Source organism: Streptomyces sp. NPDC107538 (assembly GCF_055657445.1).
In genome coordinates this window covers 280,922-295,572 of sequence record NZ_JBVKAY010000003.1, presented here as the reverse complement: position 1 = coordinate 295,572, position 14,651 = coordinate 280,922, and the positions used below count along the sequence as shown (strand labels likewise).

Here is a 14,651-nt window from a genome sequence, read left to right as displayed (position 1 = left end):
CGGCTACCCGGTGGTCGGGGAGGGGGTCGGGGCGAAGACCGTGGCGGGCGTGGACGGGGCCGTGCCCCGGATCTCCACGAGGGCGCCCGTCGACAGCCGCTGGTAGAGCCACTGCGCGTCGGTGGTGCGCAGGCCGATCCAGCCGGAGGTGGTGTCGTAGACGCCGGGGGCCTTCTCGTCCTGGGTGAGGGCCGCGATCCAGATCGCGTCGCCGACCGGGCTCCGGGGCGGGCTGGGTTCAGGGGTCGCCTGCTGGTCCGCGCCGGGGTCGGTGGGGGTGACGGTGCCGGTGTCGGGGTCGGGGTCCGGGTCGGCCCTTTCCGCCGCCTCTGTCCCGCCGGCCCCGCCGGTCCCGTCGGTCGCCTCGATCGCGCCCGGCCTCCCCGTCGCGTCGGCCGGGGCCAGTTCCAGGACCCACGCCAGCTTGGCCTCGTACGCGTCGCCGAGGCCGGCGGCCGTGGCGGGGACGACCTTGACGCTGCGCTTGGCGGTGACGGTCATCAGGCCGGTCGGGGTCGGCGTCCGGACCGTGCCGGTGGAGACGGGCAGGTCGCGGCCGGCGACGGTGAGGACGCGGCGGGAGAGGTCCACCGTGGCGTCGGGCACCGCCCGCGTGGCGCTCGGCTCGCCGCTCGACGCCGTCGCCGGGCGCTGTTCGCTGCCGTGGGAGGCGACGTTCAGGGTGAGGACGGCGGCCAGACCCGCCGCCGCGCAGCCGCCCGCGACGGCGGCGGTCGTACGGCGGCGACGCCGACGGCGGACGGCGGTGGCCCGGACCTCGGCGCCGGAGCCGGGCGGCGGGGTCTCGGCGGACTCGGCCAACTCGCGCAGCCGGAGGGTCAGTTCATCGGACACGGCCGTCCTCCTTCGCACCCTCGCCGGGGGCCAGTTCGCGCGCCAGCGCCGCCCGGCCACGGGACAGCCGGGCCTTGACCGTGCCCACGGGGGCGCCGGTCTCGGAGGCTACCTGTTCCACACTCAAGTCGCACAGATGGTGCAGAACCACCGCCATCCGCTGGGCCTCCGGAATCCTGCGCAACGCCTCGACCAGCACCGCCCGTTCGGGATCGGGGCCCGGGACGTGTTCCGGGGGCGGGTTGCGGCGCACCAGCTCCAGCCAGCGGCGCGCCCGGCGCCACCGGCTCACCGCGAGCCGTATCGCCACGGTCCGGATCCATGCCTCGGGCGCGCCCTCCGCGAGGAAGTGCCGCCGCCGGTCCCAGGCCCGGACGAAGGCCTCCTGCACGACGTCCTGCGCCTCGCCGTGGTCCCCGGTGAAGGCGTAGAGCTGGCCGGTCAGCCGGGGGAACGCGGTGGCGTAGAACGCGTCGAACTCTTCCTCGGTCATGCCCCCGCCGTTGTCCGAAGTCCCGTGTATCGCCGTGCATCGCCGTGCAACCCGGTCGCCCCCGTCGTGCGTACAGGTCCCGTACGTACGCCGCTCATCGAAACACATCACGGAAACGGACCGCTGGGGGGAGACCATGACCACGAGCGCCAGGGACAAGGACAGGGGCATCGGGGGCAGGCTGGTGCGGGCGCTCGCCGCGGTGGCCGTGTGCGCGGTCGCGGTCACCGTCGCGGGCTGTTCGGCCGGCGGGGAGGGCGTACGGGTCGAGGGGCCGAGCGGGATTCCGGCGGACCAGGCCCGCGTGGACGCCGAGAGCGCCACCGGGACCCTCGACGGGGCCCGCGTGAACATCACCGAGGGGCAGGCCGTGGACGTCGGCAGGCCGATATCCGTCACCTTCGACCAGCCAGTCCCCAAGGCCGAACGGGCGCAAACGGAAAGGCAGTTGAAGGTTGCGGCGGACCCGGGCAACGGCGGCTCCTGGAGCTGGGTGCGGGACCGGAACCTCGCCGACGGGCAGCGCGTCGACTTCCGGCCCCGCGCCCGCTGGAAGCCCGGGACGAAGGTCACCGTGTGGGTCGGCGCCGGCCTCACCCGGCACTTCACGGTCGGCGGACGGTGACTCGTAGACACAGGTGAATTCAGAAAGTCGTACGCCTGTGTCATCCGTCCCGTGGGTCCCGTGCGTTTGCAGGGGTGTCAGACCAACACACCTATGGGGGTTGCCCGTTCATGACCAGGACACGGATGCAGCAATACGTCGCCGTCGCAGCGCTGACCACGCTGCTGGCGGGGGCGCCGACGATGTCGTACGCCGTCTCGCAGGGGAAGACGGCGCACGGCACCGGCGCGGCGGTGACGGCGGCCGTGGCCGCCAAGAAGGCGCCGACCGCGCGGATCGTCGCGCCGGGGGAGCACGTCGTCGCCGCGCCCGGCTTCGAACTGTGGCTGACGGCCGAGGGCAAGCACTGGACCGACCCGGACATGCCCGACGACCCGCAGTTCCGCAGCGTCGTCGACGGCAACATCGACCCGAGCACGCCCGGGGCGACGCTCCAGGGCAGCGGCTTCGAGGGGCGCTACTACCTCTCCGGCCTCTACTACGGCGGCAAGGGCACGGCCTCCCGCGTGGAGGTCGCGACCAGCGAGGGCAAGGTCCACGGCAAGCTGATCGAGCTGGCCGGGAAGCCGGGCTGGGGCGTCTGGTACGCCGTCGCGGACCTGCCCTCGGACGGCGGCGCGGAGGACTTCCTCCGCAAGGTCACCGTCCACGACACCAAGGGCCGCGTCTACGCCCAGCTGCCGCTGATCTGACCTGACCTGACCTGGTCTGAGCTGAGCTGATCTGACCTGACGGCAGCACGTACCGCAGCTCGAAGTGACCGTGCGGGCGGGGGACTTGACCAACCCTCCGTCCGCACGGCACGCTCCCCCACTCCCGACTTCGAGGACCGTCGTCCGTGCCGCACGAGAACCCCGGACCGCCCGAGGGCGGCGACTTCGCCGCGTACGCCACGGCGGCCTGGCCGCGCCTGGTGCGTACCGCGCACATGCTGACCGGCGACTTCCACGAGGCCGAGGATCTCGTGCAGACCACGCTGGCGAAGGTGTACGCCCGCTGGCGGCGCATCCCGCGCGACGACGTCGACTTCTACGTACGGCGTTCGCTGGTCAACAACAACATCAGCCGCGTACGGAAGAGACGCGTGGCCCATCTGCTGACCCCGTTCCTGCCGGAACGGGTGCACGAGCGGCACGCCGGGCACGCCGATTCCATCGCCCAACGGGCCGCCGTCACCCAGGCGTTGGCCGAACTGTCGGCCCGTCAGCGATCCGTGCTGGTGCTCCGCTTCTGGGAGGACCTCAGTGAGAGCGAGATCGCCCAGCTGCTCGGCTGCTCGCTCGGCACGGTGAAGACCCATGTGCGGCGCGGTCTGCAGGCCCTGCGCGCCCACCCGTCGTTCGCCGCTCCCCACCCGGACGGCGCACGGGATTCGCACACCGCCGCCTCCCCTCCCCCGTTCACCCAGGCGCCCCCCTCGCCCGTCCCCGGAGCCCGCCCATGAACCACCCGACCCCCGGGACCGGGACCGGGACCGAGACAGAATCAGAGACGGGCGTGGGCATGGACGACGCGGCCGACGTGCATGACGCGGCCGATGCAGCCAATGCTGCCGATGCGCACGGCGCCGGGACCGGGCAGTTGCTGCGGGAGGTGTTCGCGGAGGTCGCGTACGAGTTCACGCCGCCGCCGGTACCGCTGGAGGCGATCGAGCGGGACGGCCGCAGACGCCGTCGGCGGCGCCGGGCCGCCGCGCTGAGCACGGGCTGCGGGCTGCTGCTGATCCCGCTCGTGGTGCTGGCCCTGCGCCCCGACGATCCCTCCTCCACCGTCCAGCCGATGGCCCCGCCGCACGCGAGCGCCGACCGTTCGCCCTCGCCCACCCCGACACCCACCCCGACGCCCACCGGGCCCCCGCGGGCCACCGCGCCGGCCGCCGGGCAGGTGCGGGTCGTCGCACTCGACGAGCGGGTGACCACCGAGCAGGGGACGCAACTGTGGCTGACCGAGGACGGCAAGCACTGGCGGGATCCGGACCCGGAGACGGGGGCGTTCGGCCCGGACGAGTTCCGCAGCGTGGTCGACGGCAACCTCGACACCAGCGAACCCGGCATCAGCATGCAGGGCTCGGGCACCGCCACCAGCGGCTACACGGTCCACGGCCTCTTCTACGGCGTCCGGACCGCGGCCGCCGGTGTCAGGCTCACCGCCTACGACGGCACGGTCATCGACGGGACGGTACTGCGCCTGAAGGGCAACACCAGCTGGGGTGTCTACTCCGGCCATGTGAAGGTCCCCGAGGAACTCGCGCGCTCCCTCGACTTCGAGGACCCCGTGCACAAGGTCGAGATCTACGACACCGGCGGCGACGTGATCGCGGAGATGGACTTCGGCCCCTGAGCAGTCAGCGCTTCTCGTACGGGTTGTCCGGCTCGGCCACCCGTTTCACCGACTCGGCGTCCAGGACGGGGGGCCAGGCCTGCTCCGAGCCGAGGCTTCCCTCGGGGTGCCAGGTGCCGGTGACGGTGACCCAGGTGTCGGTGGTGGGGGCGTCGGCGTCCCGGATCTCGACCTTGTACGGGCTGGCGTCGGCGGCACAGCAGGAGACCAGGAGGCGGGTGAGGTACCAGGTGCCGCCGTCCCCGTGCGTGACGAAGCCGGTCATCCGGACCGTACGGCCCTTCAGGGACCGCTTGCTGTCGTAGATCGCCCGGGACGAGAACGCACCGAGGGTCAGCTCGACCGGCTCCCCCTCCGGCAGTGCGGGGAACGTCCCGACCCCCCGCGCCGCGTACTCGGCGGCCTCCCGGTCCGCGCTGTACGAGCCGAGCGCCGGGGGCGGGAAGAGGAGCAGCACGAGCGCGGGCACGGCGAGCAACCAGGCGACACGGGGGCCGTGTTCATGTGCGTGGCCATGGTCCTGGTCGGTCGCGCGCAGGGTTCTCGCCCCGGCCGTGAGGCCCAGCGCCACCAGCAGGACCCCGGAGACGATCAGGAACGGCCTCAGCCCCGGCTGTACGTACCGCAGATACAGCTCGGTGAAGAGGGAGACGCGGAGGATCGCCGCGCCGGAGAGCAGGAGGAGGGCGGCCTGGCCGTAGCGCTTCACAGCAGCCACCACCCGACCAGCGCGCTGCTCGCCACGGCCACCACCCAGGTCACGGCGGAGAAGCGGACCGCGAACGCGCGGCCGAAGGTCCCCGCCTGGAGTGCGATGAGTTTCAGGTCGACCATCGGGCCGACCACCATGAACGCCAGCCGCGCGGTCGGGGAGAAGCCGCTGAGCGACGCGGCGACGAACGCGTCCGCCTCGCTGCACACGCACAGCACGACGGCGAGGGCGGCGAGCAGGAGGACGGACAACCAGACGGAGCCGGTGAAGACCTCCAGGAGGGACCTCGGCACGACGATGTTGAAGGTGGCGGCCGCCGCCGCGCCGACGACGAGGAAGCCGCCCGCGTGCAGGAAGTCGTGCTGGAGCCCGGCGGTGAAGGCGCCCAGGCGGGAGCCGCCCGTGGCCCTCTCGCCCCGCTGCGGAAGCCGCAGCCACTCGTCCCTCCCGAACCGCGCCCACAGCCAGCCCATCACCACGGCCGTGGCGAGGGAGGCGACCAGGCGGCCGAGGACCATCAGGGGCTGGCCGGGGAAGGCGACGGAGGTGGCGACGAGGACGACCGGGTTGATCGCGGGGGCGGAGAGGAGGAAGGCGAGGGCGGCGGCGGGCGCGACACCGCGCCGCATCAGGGATCCGGCCACCGGGACGGACGCGCACTCGCAGCCGGGCAGTACGGCTCCGGCGGCGCCCGCGACGGGGACGGCGAGCGCGGGGTTGCGGGGGAGCAGCCGGCTGAAGACCCGCTCGGGGACGAACGCGCCGATCGCCGCCGAGACGAGGGTGCCGAGCAGGAGGAAGGGCACTCCCTGCACGACGACCGCCGTGAACACGGTCCACCAGGCGGCCATCGCGGGCGTCGCGAGGTCGAGCGCGAGCACCGGGCCGAGAACGGAGGCGACGGTCGCGATGGCGAGGAGCGCGAGGCCGCCGGGGACGGCGTAGAGCAGGACGCGCGCGAAGAGCCGTACGACGGCGAGGGCGCTCCTCGGCTGCCCCGCCTTCCGGTGCTGCTCCTCCGCGGTCTCCACATGAGGAAGTTATGGAGCGGGGCTGTGTGCCGGCCCGGAATTCTCAGAGAGGGGGCTGTGCGGGGGCCGGGCCGAGGGTGGTGGTGCCGGGGGCGGTGCGGTGGCCGAGACCGGTGCGGTAGGCGTCGAGGGCGGCCTCGACGCGGCCGGAGCGGCGGTACAGGTCGCCCAGCAGACGGCACAGGTCGGCAAGGTCACCGGCGGCGCCCGCGCGTTCCAGCAGGCTCAGCGCGCGGACGTAGTGCTCCTCGGCGGCGTCCGCGTTCCGCGCGTCCTCGGCGATGATGCCGAGGAGGCGGTGCGCGGCGGCGGAGTGCAGGGCGCCGCGTTCGGAGCTGAGGTCGCTGAGGACCTCGCGGAGCAGTTCGGCGGCCTCCTCGGACTTGCCGCGGCGGTGCAGGACGTCGGCGAGTTCGACGGCGACCTGGCTGGTGTAGAGCGCGGCGCGCTTGGCGGAGAGCATGCGGCGGGCCTCACGCAGCTCCTCTTCGGCGCGGGCGTAGTCGCCGTTCTGGGCGTGCAGATAGCCGCGCATCCAGTGGCAGTTGGCCAGTTCGGTGCGGATCTGGAGCTGCCGGTACAGCTCGGAGGCCTTGGCGAGGGAGGCGTCGGCCTCGGCGATCCGGCCCTCGGCGATCATCGTGCGGGCGACCGAGCGGTGCATGCGGGCGACGAGGGCGGGGTCGCCGGACTGCGGGGCGAGGGCGAGGGCCAGTTCGGCGGCCTGGGCGGCGCGGGCGTGGGCGCCCATGTCCATGTAGGGGGCGATGACGCCGGTGTAGAGGAGGAGTAACGCGTCGGGGTCGTGCAGGCCGTTGCGGTTCAGCTCGTCGAGGGTGGACTCGTAGAGGTAGCAGGAGTAGCGGAGTTCACCGGCGAGGTAGTGGGCGGTGGCCCGGCCGCGCAGGGCGGGGACGCGGGCCGGGAGCGGGGCGTCGCCGAGCCGCTGTTCGGCCTGCTCGAACCGGAGCTGGGCGGTCTCCAGGTCGCCGGTCTCCAGGGCGCATTCGCCGAGGCCGAGCAGGGCGTCGGCTTGTTCGGGGACGAGCCCGTACTCCTCCGCCTCCGCGAGGACGGCCGTGAACCCCTCGGCGGCGGCCTCGGTGGCGCCGCCGGCGAGGGTGCGCTGGGCGCCGGTCAGCCGCAGCCGCAGCTCGGTGGCGAAGCCGGCGGGGCGGCCGGTGGCCAGCTCCTCGTAGCCGACGCCGAGCCGTTCGGCGATGTGCCGCAGCGCGGGTTCGGAGGCGCGGACGCGGCCGGCCTCCAGGGTCGAGATGTACGCCGGGGTGTACGCCGGTTCCGCCAACTGACGCTGTGTGAGGCCCCGTTCCGTCCGCAGTTGCTGCACTCTGCGCCCGATGACCTCGGGATCGTCACGCTCGGCCGTACCTGCCATGACGTAAGCATGCCAGTAACCCCGGTTACACCGGCCGCTTTACCCCAACTCCCCATCGTCCTCTTGCCGTTGGCAGACCAAAGCCTTACGTCGAGCGACATCAGAACTCGGCGGTGTCCGGCTCGCCTTCTTCCCCCGGTCACGAGCGGCCGTGCTGCCGGAGGTGACTTCCGCGACGGGCGTGCCGATCCATGGCTTCGGTCAACGGGTCAGTCGGCGAGCGCCGCCGCCGTCGCGCGTACGAAGCCCTCCGGGTTGTCGAGCATGACGTTGTGGCCGCAGTCGGGGACGGGGACGACGGACACCCCGGCGGCGCTGAGGGCGGCGGTGCCGGGAAAGGGGCCGTCGGCCGACGGGTGGAGGTAGGTGCGGGGGATGTCGAGGTCGAGGAGGAGTTCGCGCATGGTGGGGCGGGTGCCGTGGGCGAGTCGGGTGGCGCTGCGGTGCAGGGCCTCGGGGCCGACCAGCCGCATGGTCGACCACCACTGCTCCCCGGCCAGCGCGGCGAACTCCTCCCGGCCGCCCGCGAGGAACTCCTCCTCGGAGTACGCCGCGATGCCGTTGCTCCCGACGACACCGTGCGTGGGCGTCAGCGGATCGAGGTTGGAGTCGATCATCACCAGCCTCCGCACCAGCCCCGGGTGGCGCGACGCCAGCACGATCCCCACCGAGCCGCCCATGCTGTGCGCGACCAGTTCGGCGCCGGTGACGCCCGCCGCCGTCAGGGCACGGGCGAGCGCGTCCGCGTGGGACTCCAGGCTGTAGTCGAAGTCGGTGGGCCGGTCGCTGATGCCGTGCCCGAGCAGGTCGACGAGCAGCGAGCGGCGCCCCGCGAGCAGGGGGTGCGCCGCCACCTCCGTGAAGTACGCGGCCGACGTGGCGCCGAGCCCGTGCACATACACCCGGCTGGGCTCCTCCCCCGGCAGCTCGACCCACCGGATCCGGTCCCCGGCGTCCGTCACGACGGCATCCCGCATGTGCCTGCCTCCCCCTGGCTCCGTAGCTCCGTGATTCCGTAGCTCCGTAATTCCGTAGCTCTCATTCTCGCCCGGCCCCGTCCTGCATCTCGCCGAGGCCGGACGCCCTTCAGGTCAGTCGCACACCCTCCGGTACGGCGCGTCCGGTACGTACGTGTCCCACTCGGCCCTGGTCAGGTTCTCGTTCCCGGCGCGGGCGCAGACGTGGGCGAGGGTGCGGCTGGGGACGATGGTGTGGCGGTGGAGGGGGACGTGGGCGCCGGCGGCGTAGAGCGTGGCGCTGTCGGGGCTGAAGGCGAGGGAGGCGATGCGTTCGCCGGGGGAGGGGAGCGGGCCGCCGAGGGGCTGTTGGGTGAGGGTGTCCCAGAGCTGGATGGTGCCGGCGTCGCCGCCGACGGCCAGGGTCTGGCCGTCGGGGCTGAGGGCCAGGGCGCTGACCGCCTCCGCGGTGCCGCCGAGCGGGGCCGGGAAGACGTTGCGCAGGACACCGGCCCGGCGGCTCAGTTCCCCGTCCCACAGGGCGACCCGGCCGGTGCGGTCGCCCGCGGCCAGACGGCTCCCGTCGGGGCTGAACGCCAGCGCGCTGATGTGGTCGCCCTGGACCAGGTCCAGCGCGAAGCTGTGCCCGGTGACGCGACGGGCCACGCGGTTGTCGCCGACGACCAGTTCGGCGCGGGGACTGTGCGCGAGGCGGGAGCTGGCCAGGTTCGGTCCGGTGAGGGAGGCCGTCCGGCGGCGGGTCACGGTGTTCCACCGCTCGTTGCTCTGTTCACCGGCGGCCGGGGTCCGGGTGGTGAGGAGGGTGCTGCCGTCGGGGTTCAGGGCCAGGGCCGTCACCGCCGTGCCGGACTGGGTCCGCCCCAGGTCCAGCGCGCTCTGCTCCCGGTCCCGGTCCAGGTTCCAGACGGTGAACCGCTGCGGTGCGGACTGTCTGCCGGGTGCGGTGACCCCGTAGACGAAGCGGCTGCCGTCGGGGCTGAACGCCATCTGCGGGGCGACGTCCTCCGGGGCGAGCGGCGGGGGCGGCGGCGCCTTGTCGTGCGGGCCGTGGGCGTGGGGGGCGCCGGGGCCGGCGGAGGCGGGGACCGCGGCGGGCCGGGGCGGCGGGGGCAGGGCGCGGACGAGGCGACCGTCGCCGGTGGCCCGCAGTTCGAAGGAGAAGCCGGTGCCGGTGGTGGTGCCGGTGGTGGTGTCTGTGCCGGTGGTGGTGCCTGTGCCGGTGCGTTCGGCGGTGGCGTAGAACCGGCCGTCGGGGCTGATCAGTACGCCGGCCACGGGGCGGTCGCGCCAGGCGGCGGTGACGGTGGCCGTCAGGTCGAGGGTGTGGGCGGTGCTGCCCTCCGTGTAGCGCAGCACGGGGGCGCCGGGGTCCCAGGCGGGACGGCCGTGCAGATTCTGGTTGTTGAGGGGGTGGCGCAGGACGGGGGCGGCCGGGGCGGACAGCCGCCACACCCTGATCTCGTCGGCGGAGCCGAACGTCGCGAGGAACCGCCCGTCCGCGCTGAACGACGCGCCCAGCACACCCGGGTCGCGCACCTCGGCGACCCGGTCACCGGTACGGACGTCCCACACCCGCGCCCGGCCCCCGCCGACGAGGGCGAACCGTCCGTCGGCGCCGAACTCCAGCGCCGAGTCGGTACGGCAGACCCCTTGGGCCCGCTCCCACGTCCCGTGCACCACCCGCCCCCCGGCGACCTCCCGGACCTGCGGCGCCTCCCCAGCCGGACACACCGCGACCAGCCGGTCGTCCCCGCTCACCGCCACGTTCGCCCTCGTGACCCCCCGCGCCTCGAACAGCACCGCGCCGCCCGCGACCGCCCGCACCCGTACGACGTCGACAGCCGAACCCGCACCCCCATCCTCACCCGGCTCCGCCAGTACGAAGCTGTGGCCGCTCGCCCCGAAAGCGATCCCGTCCTGCCCCGCCACCCGCAGGGAACCGCCGGTCCAGCGGGCGGCGCGCAGGTCCCACAGGCGTACGCCCCCCTCCTCCGTCTCGATGGCCAGGACGCGGGCGTCGGGGCCGGCGGCCAGGACCTCGCCCTCGGGGAGGACGCCGGAGGCGGTGGTGCGGCGGGTGCCGAGGTTCCAGGTCTGCCAGGTGCGGTCGTCGACGCTGAGCAGGACGCGGCCGGAGTCGGCGAGGAACCGCCGGGAGCGGAAGCCGGACGCGGGGTCGGAGAAGGCGTCCACCTCCGGCTGGGCGAGGGAGCCGAGGAGGGCGCGGCGGGTCTCCGGGAGCGGGGCCATGCGCCAGGCGGCGACCCCGAGGAGGAGCGCGGAGCGGGGGTCGGTGGTGCGCAGTCCGTCCGCGACTGCGGCCACCCGGCGCGCGGTGTTCTGCGTCCGCTGGAGCAGGTTGTCGTCGTGCTGCCGCCAGGCCGCGAGCCCCGCGACGAGCGCCACCGCGAGGACCGCCGAGAGCGCGCCCACCAGGGTCCGGGCGCGCCGCGTGGAGCGGACGGCCGTCCGGCGCTCCGCCGCGCGGGCGTCGAAGGCGGCGGTGAGGAAGGCCCGTTCCCCCTCGGTGAGCCCGGGGTCGCGGACATGGTCGGGGAACACCTCCTCCGTACGGGCCAGCCGGGTGCCCCGGTAGAGGGTGCCGGGGTCGCGGTCGTGCTCCCGCCACGCGCGGGCGGCCTCGGTGAGCTGCCGGAGGTGCCGCAGCCGTTCGCGGTCCCGGTCGATCCAGCGGTGCAGCCGGGGCCAGCAGCCGATCAGCGACTCGTGGGCGAGCCGTACGCCCTCCTCGTCGACGGTCAGCAGCCGGGCGCGGGCGAGCCGTTCCAGCACCGCGGGGATGTCGGGGTGGGCGCACTCCAGGAGTTCGTCCCGGGTGAGCGGGCGCCCGGTGTCGACGGTGCCCCGGCCCGGTTCCACCAGCCGCAGCAGCAGCTGCCGGGCGGCGACGGCCTGGGGCGCGGACAGCTGCCCGTACACCGCCTCGGCGCTCGCCGCGATCGCGCCGTCGATGCCGCCGGCCGCCTCGTACGCGGCGGTCGTCAGCATGCGGCCCTTGCGGCGGCGCCAGGTCTCCAGCAGGGCGTGCGACAGCATGGGCAGGGCGCCGGGCCGGTCGAGGACCTCCTCGACGACGGTCGCGGCGAGCGAGCGTTCGACCAGGAGTCCGGCCGCCTGCGCGGGCCGTACCACCGCCTCGCGCAGTTCGTCCGCGGTCATCGGGCCGACCGTGAGGCATGCGTCGCGCAGCGCGTCGGCGAGGCCCGGGTGTTCGGCGCAGCCGGCGTGGAAGTCGGCGCGGACGGCGATGAGGACGCGCAGCCGGGAGTCCGGGTCGCGGGCGGTCAGCAGCAGGTCGAGGAAGCGGGCCCGTTCCGTCTCGTCCCGGCAGAGGGTGAACACCTCCTCGAACTGGTCCACCACGACCCAGCTCTCCGGCTCGTCCTCGCCCACGGTCAGCAGATGCCCGTACGTCTCCGCCGGCCGGACGCCCGGGGTGAACACCCGCAGCACCGCCTCGCACCCCCGGCCGGCGATCTCCTCGCGGACCCGGGGGAGGAACCCGGCCCGCAGCAGCGAGGACTTGCCGCTGCCGGAGGAGCCGAACACGGCCGCGAAGGGGTGCGCGACGACCAGGCCGCACAGTTCCTCCACCAGCCGGTCGCGGCCGAAGAACAGCGCCTGGTCGCCGGGTTCGAAGCGGGCGAGGCCCCGGTACGGCGCCGGGGCGTCCCCACCGTCGTCCACGGCCGCCGCGCCGGCCGCCGCCTCGGCCTCCTTCCAGCGCGCCTCCCACTCACCGGGGTCGCCGCCGCAGGCCCGTACGTATCCGAGGACGACGGCGAGGGAGGGCAGCCGTTCGCCGGCCGCCGCCTGGGAGAGCGTCGTCGCGGAGAAACCGGCGGCGCCCTCCGCCATCGCCCGGTAGGACGGGCCGCCGGCGGCGCGGCGCAGCTCGCGCAGGTCGTGGGCGAGCCGCTGCACGGGTCCGGCCGCCGGATCCAGTGGTCTTTCGGGACGTCCCAATGCGTTCACCCCTCTTCCCGCTCCAGGCGGCGCCAACATACGCATCCCGTTGAACCCGCGTCACCCCTGTCCAGGCGAAATGTGGTGTTGCCGACAGCGCCGTAGCCCCCTGCGCATCAACTCGGAACCGGCACCGGAATTGATTGCCGGGGTGAAAACAGGTGCCGATCAATGTCCTGGTTGTCAGCCTCCCTGTGCGCAGAGCCGAATCACCGGCGCCCCCACCTCACACACGAGTGGAGAACCGCTGATGTCCAATCCACCCAAGAAGTCGACCCGGCAGTCACTGAGGTCACGCCTCGGACGGCTCGGCAGAGCCGTGCTCGTCGGGTCGACCGCCGCGGCACTGACCGTCGCTCTGAGCGGCAGCGCCCACGCCGCCGTGCTGACACCGCTGAACGAGGGCGCGACCTCGTTCCAGAAGACGTTCCAACCACTCTTCGACTACGACACCAACGGTTGCTTTCCCGCAGCGGCGATCGACAAGACCGGCAGGCTGAACGGCGGCCTCGACGACAGCGGATCGATCACCGGCGAGTGCCGCTCGGGACATCTCGGCAAGGCCAACACCTACTCGCGGGCGAGATGCAACAACGGCTGGTGCGGCATCATCTACACGCTGTACTTCGAGAAGGACATGAGCTGCGACGGCTGCACCCCGACCTCGCACCGCCATGACTGGGAGGCGGCGGTCATCTGGGTGCGGCAGGGTGCCGCGACACCGTCGTACGCGTCCGTCTCCGCCCACGGCGAGTACACGACCTTGCCGTGGAGCGGCCTCGAGAAGAGCGGCGTCCGCCTCAAGGTCGTGTACCACAAGGGCAGCAACCTGTGGGACACCCACTCCTTCCGCTTCGCCAAGACGGGTGAGACCGCGGAGGCCTGGAGCGACGGCGGCTGGGACCACCCGGGGCTGATCAGCTGGGACGTCTACCCGGGCGGCGACAACCGCTGGACGCCGACCCTCCAGAGCCGTATGGAAAGCGCCACCTGGGGCGACGCCAACTTCCCCCTGAAGGGGAGCCGCTACGCCACCGAACTGGGCCGTGCCAAGCCCGAAGGGATCCCCTTCAACCCGGAGGTCGCGGGCTGATCCCGCGCACGCACGGAGCCCCGCGTCCCTCAAAGGCATCCCCTGAAAGGGCGCGGGGCTCCGCGCGAGCCGGCACGAGCCGCCCGCGCTCACGGGCCACCCCGCGGCACGGTGAACCTCGTCAACCGGCGGTCACCGGGCGGCGGGCGCCGAAGCCGCGATCACCGACCGGCGAAACGCCGGGCGGCAGAGCGGCGGGCGGCAGAGCGCCGGAGCGGCGGGCGCCGAAGCCGCGATCACCGACCGGCGAAACGCCAGGCGCCGGAGCGCCGGGCGCCGGAGCCGGGGTCACCGACCGGCGGAGTGCCGGGCGGCGGTCACACGTCCGCGGTCGACCGGCTCGCCGGCACGCTCTCGCGCTCCGCCCGGTACGCGGCCACGCTGCCGCGTGCGTGCACGGTCTCCCGCTCCACCGTCGTCAGCATCCGCTCCCACCGCTGCCGCATCGGGCCGATCAGGCCCCCGCCGACTCCGACGACGAGAATCCCGGCGACCGTGCCGAGCGCGGCGTAGAGCACCGGCCGGGTGACGTCCTGGGCGATCCCGGCCTGGCCGAGCGCCGCGATGACGCCGAGGCCGACGACGCAGGCCCAGACGGCGGTCGCGAGGGTCCGGCCGTAGGAGAGGGAGGCGAGCGCGCCCCCGACGACCCCGCGCACCGCGCCCCCGACGGCCATCGCCACGACCACCAGCACCACGGCGACGACCGCGCGCGGCAGCCAGGCCACGATGTCGTTGAGCAGCGCGCTGACCGGGTTGGCGCCGAAGACCCCGAGCGCGAACTGGAGGGTCATCAGCATCAGCGCGTAGTACACGATTCCGCGGAGGATGCCGGTCAGGTCGTACGAGGAGTCCTGGAGCAGGCGTGACGTTCCGGCACGTTCCGACAGGCGTTCGGAGCCGAGCCTGCGCAGCAGGCGGTCGAGGACGCGGGCGACCAGTTTCGCGACGAGCCAGCCGACGACCAGGACGACGAGGAAGGCGGCGAGTTTCGGCGCGAACTGCGCGACCTTGGACCAGGCGTCGTTCAGGCCCTGGGTGAAGTCGACGGACACGTCGACGGACATGGCGGCGGACAGGCTGACCATGGGTGGGTTCTTCCCTTCACGGGTACGTCGGGTCCGTCCGCTCGGTACGTCCGC

General features: G+C 73.8%; 13 protein-coding genes. 5 read left to right on the top strand and 8 right to left on the bottom strand.

Translation table 11 applies throughout. The annotated features are described in order from the left end of the window. Window positions 1–3 precede the first annotated feature (3 nt). The gene (locus ACZ7MG_RS11800) at window positions 4–855 is read right to left on the bottom strand and encodes a L,D-transpeptidase (protein WP_471382324.1); all 852 of its coding nucleotides are present in this window, start codon (window positions 853–855) and stop codon (window positions 4–6) included. Beyond that, a complete protein-coding gene (locus ACZ7MG_RS11795) occupies window positions 845–1,348 on the bottom strand; it encodes a SigE family RNA polymerase sigma factor (protein ID WP_471382325.1) in 504 nt (167 codons plus the stop codon). Before ACZ7MG_RS11795 ends, ACZ7MG_RS11800 begins: the two co-directional genes overlap by 11 nt. 136 nt (window positions 1,349–1,484) lie before the next feature. Between ACZ7MG_RS11795 and ACZ7MG_RS11790 the strand changes: the two genes are divergently transcribed. The 4 genes from ACZ7MG_RS11790 to ACZ7MG_RS11775 all read left to right on the top strand — a co-directional run bounded on the left by ACZ7MG_RS11790 (window position 1,485) and on the right by ACZ7MG_RS11775 (window position 4,313). Then, a complete protein-coding gene (locus ACZ7MG_RS11790) occupies window positions 1,485–1,973 on the top strand; it encodes an Ig-like domain-containing protein (protein WP_471382327.1) in 489 nt (162 codons plus the stop codon). 110 nt (window positions 1,974–2,083) lie between these two features. Continuing rightward, window positions 2,084–2,665, top strand: coding sequence for a hypothetical protein (locus ACZ7MG_RS11785; RefSeq protein WP_471382328.1), 582 nt, complete (start codon window positions 2,084–2,086; stop codon window positions 2,663–2,665). Between the two features lie 146 nt (window positions 2,666–2,811). Continuing rightward, a complete protein-coding gene (locus ACZ7MG_RS11780; RefSeq protein WP_471382330.1) occupies window positions 2,812–3,417 on the top strand; it encodes a SigE family RNA polymerase sigma factor in 606 nt (201 codons plus the stop codon). After that, window positions 3,414–4,313 carry a hypothetical protein gene (locus tag ACZ7MG_RS11775; RefSeq protein WP_471382332.1) on the top strand — a complete coding sequence of 300 codons (900 nt, stop codon included), beginning with the start codon at window positions 3,414–3,416 and terminating at the stop codon, window positions 4,311–4,313. Before ACZ7MG_RS11780 ends, ACZ7MG_RS11775 begins: the two co-directional genes overlap by 4 nt. A gap of 4 nt (window positions 4,314–4,317) precedes the next feature. Here ACZ7MG_RS11775 and ACZ7MG_RS11770 read toward each other — a convergent pair whose 3' ends face one another. The 5 genes from ACZ7MG_RS11770 to ACZ7MG_RS11750 form a co-directional block, all read right to left on the bottom strand. Continuing rightward, window positions 4,318–5,022, bottom strand: a complete 705-nt coding sequence (locus tag ACZ7MG_RS11770) for a TIGR03943 family putative permease subunit (protein WP_471382958.1) — start codon at window positions 5,020–5,022, stop codon at window positions 4,318–4,320. After that, on the bottom strand, window positions 5,019–5,975 hold the full coding sequence (locus tag ACZ7MG_RS11765; protein ID WP_471382960.1) for a permease: 957 nt from the start codon (window positions 5,973–5,975) through the stop codon (window positions 5,019–5,021). Before ACZ7MG_RS11765 ends, ACZ7MG_RS11770 begins: the two co-directional genes overlap by 4 nt. Window positions 5,976–6,099: 124 nt before the next feature. Next, window positions 6,100–7,452 (bottom strand): tetratricopeptide repeat protein, encoded by a 1,353-nt coding sequence (locus ACZ7MG_RS11760; RefSeq protein ID WP_471382334.1) that lies wholly within the window; start codon window positions 7,450–7,452, stop codon window positions 6,100–6,102. A gap of 209 nt (window positions 7,453–7,661) precedes the next feature. Continuing rightward, on the bottom strand, window positions 7,662–8,429 hold the full coding sequence (locus ACZ7MG_RS11755; RefSeq protein WP_471382335.1) for an alpha/beta fold hydrolase: 768 nt from the start codon (window positions 8,427–8,429) through the stop codon (window positions 7,662–7,664). A 114-nt stretch (window positions 8,430–8,543) separates the two neighbouring features. Next, on the bottom strand, window positions 8,544–12,425 hold the full coding sequence (locus ACZ7MG_RS11750) for an nSTAND1 domain-containing NTPase (protein ID WP_471946129.1): 3,882 nt from the start codon (window positions 12,423–12,425) through the stop codon (window positions 8,544–8,546). 241 nt (window positions 12,426–12,666) lie between these two features. Here ACZ7MG_RS11750 and ACZ7MG_RS11745 point away from each other — a divergent pair, with 241 nt between their 5' ends. Further along, window positions 12,667–13,509 (top strand): NPP1 family protein, encoded by an 843-nt coding sequence (locus ACZ7MG_RS11745; protein WP_471382338.1) that lies wholly within the window; start codon window positions 12,667–12,669, stop codon window positions 13,507–13,509. Between the two features lie 317 nt (window positions 13,510–13,826). Here ACZ7MG_RS11745 and ACZ7MG_RS11740 read toward each other — a convergent pair whose 3' ends face one another. After that, entirely contained in the window at window positions 13,827–14,597 is a 771-nt protein-coding gene (locus ACZ7MG_RS11740; protein ID WP_471382340.1) for a mechanosensitive ion channel family protein, read from the bottom strand. Window positions 14,598–14,651: the final 54 nt, after the last annotated feature.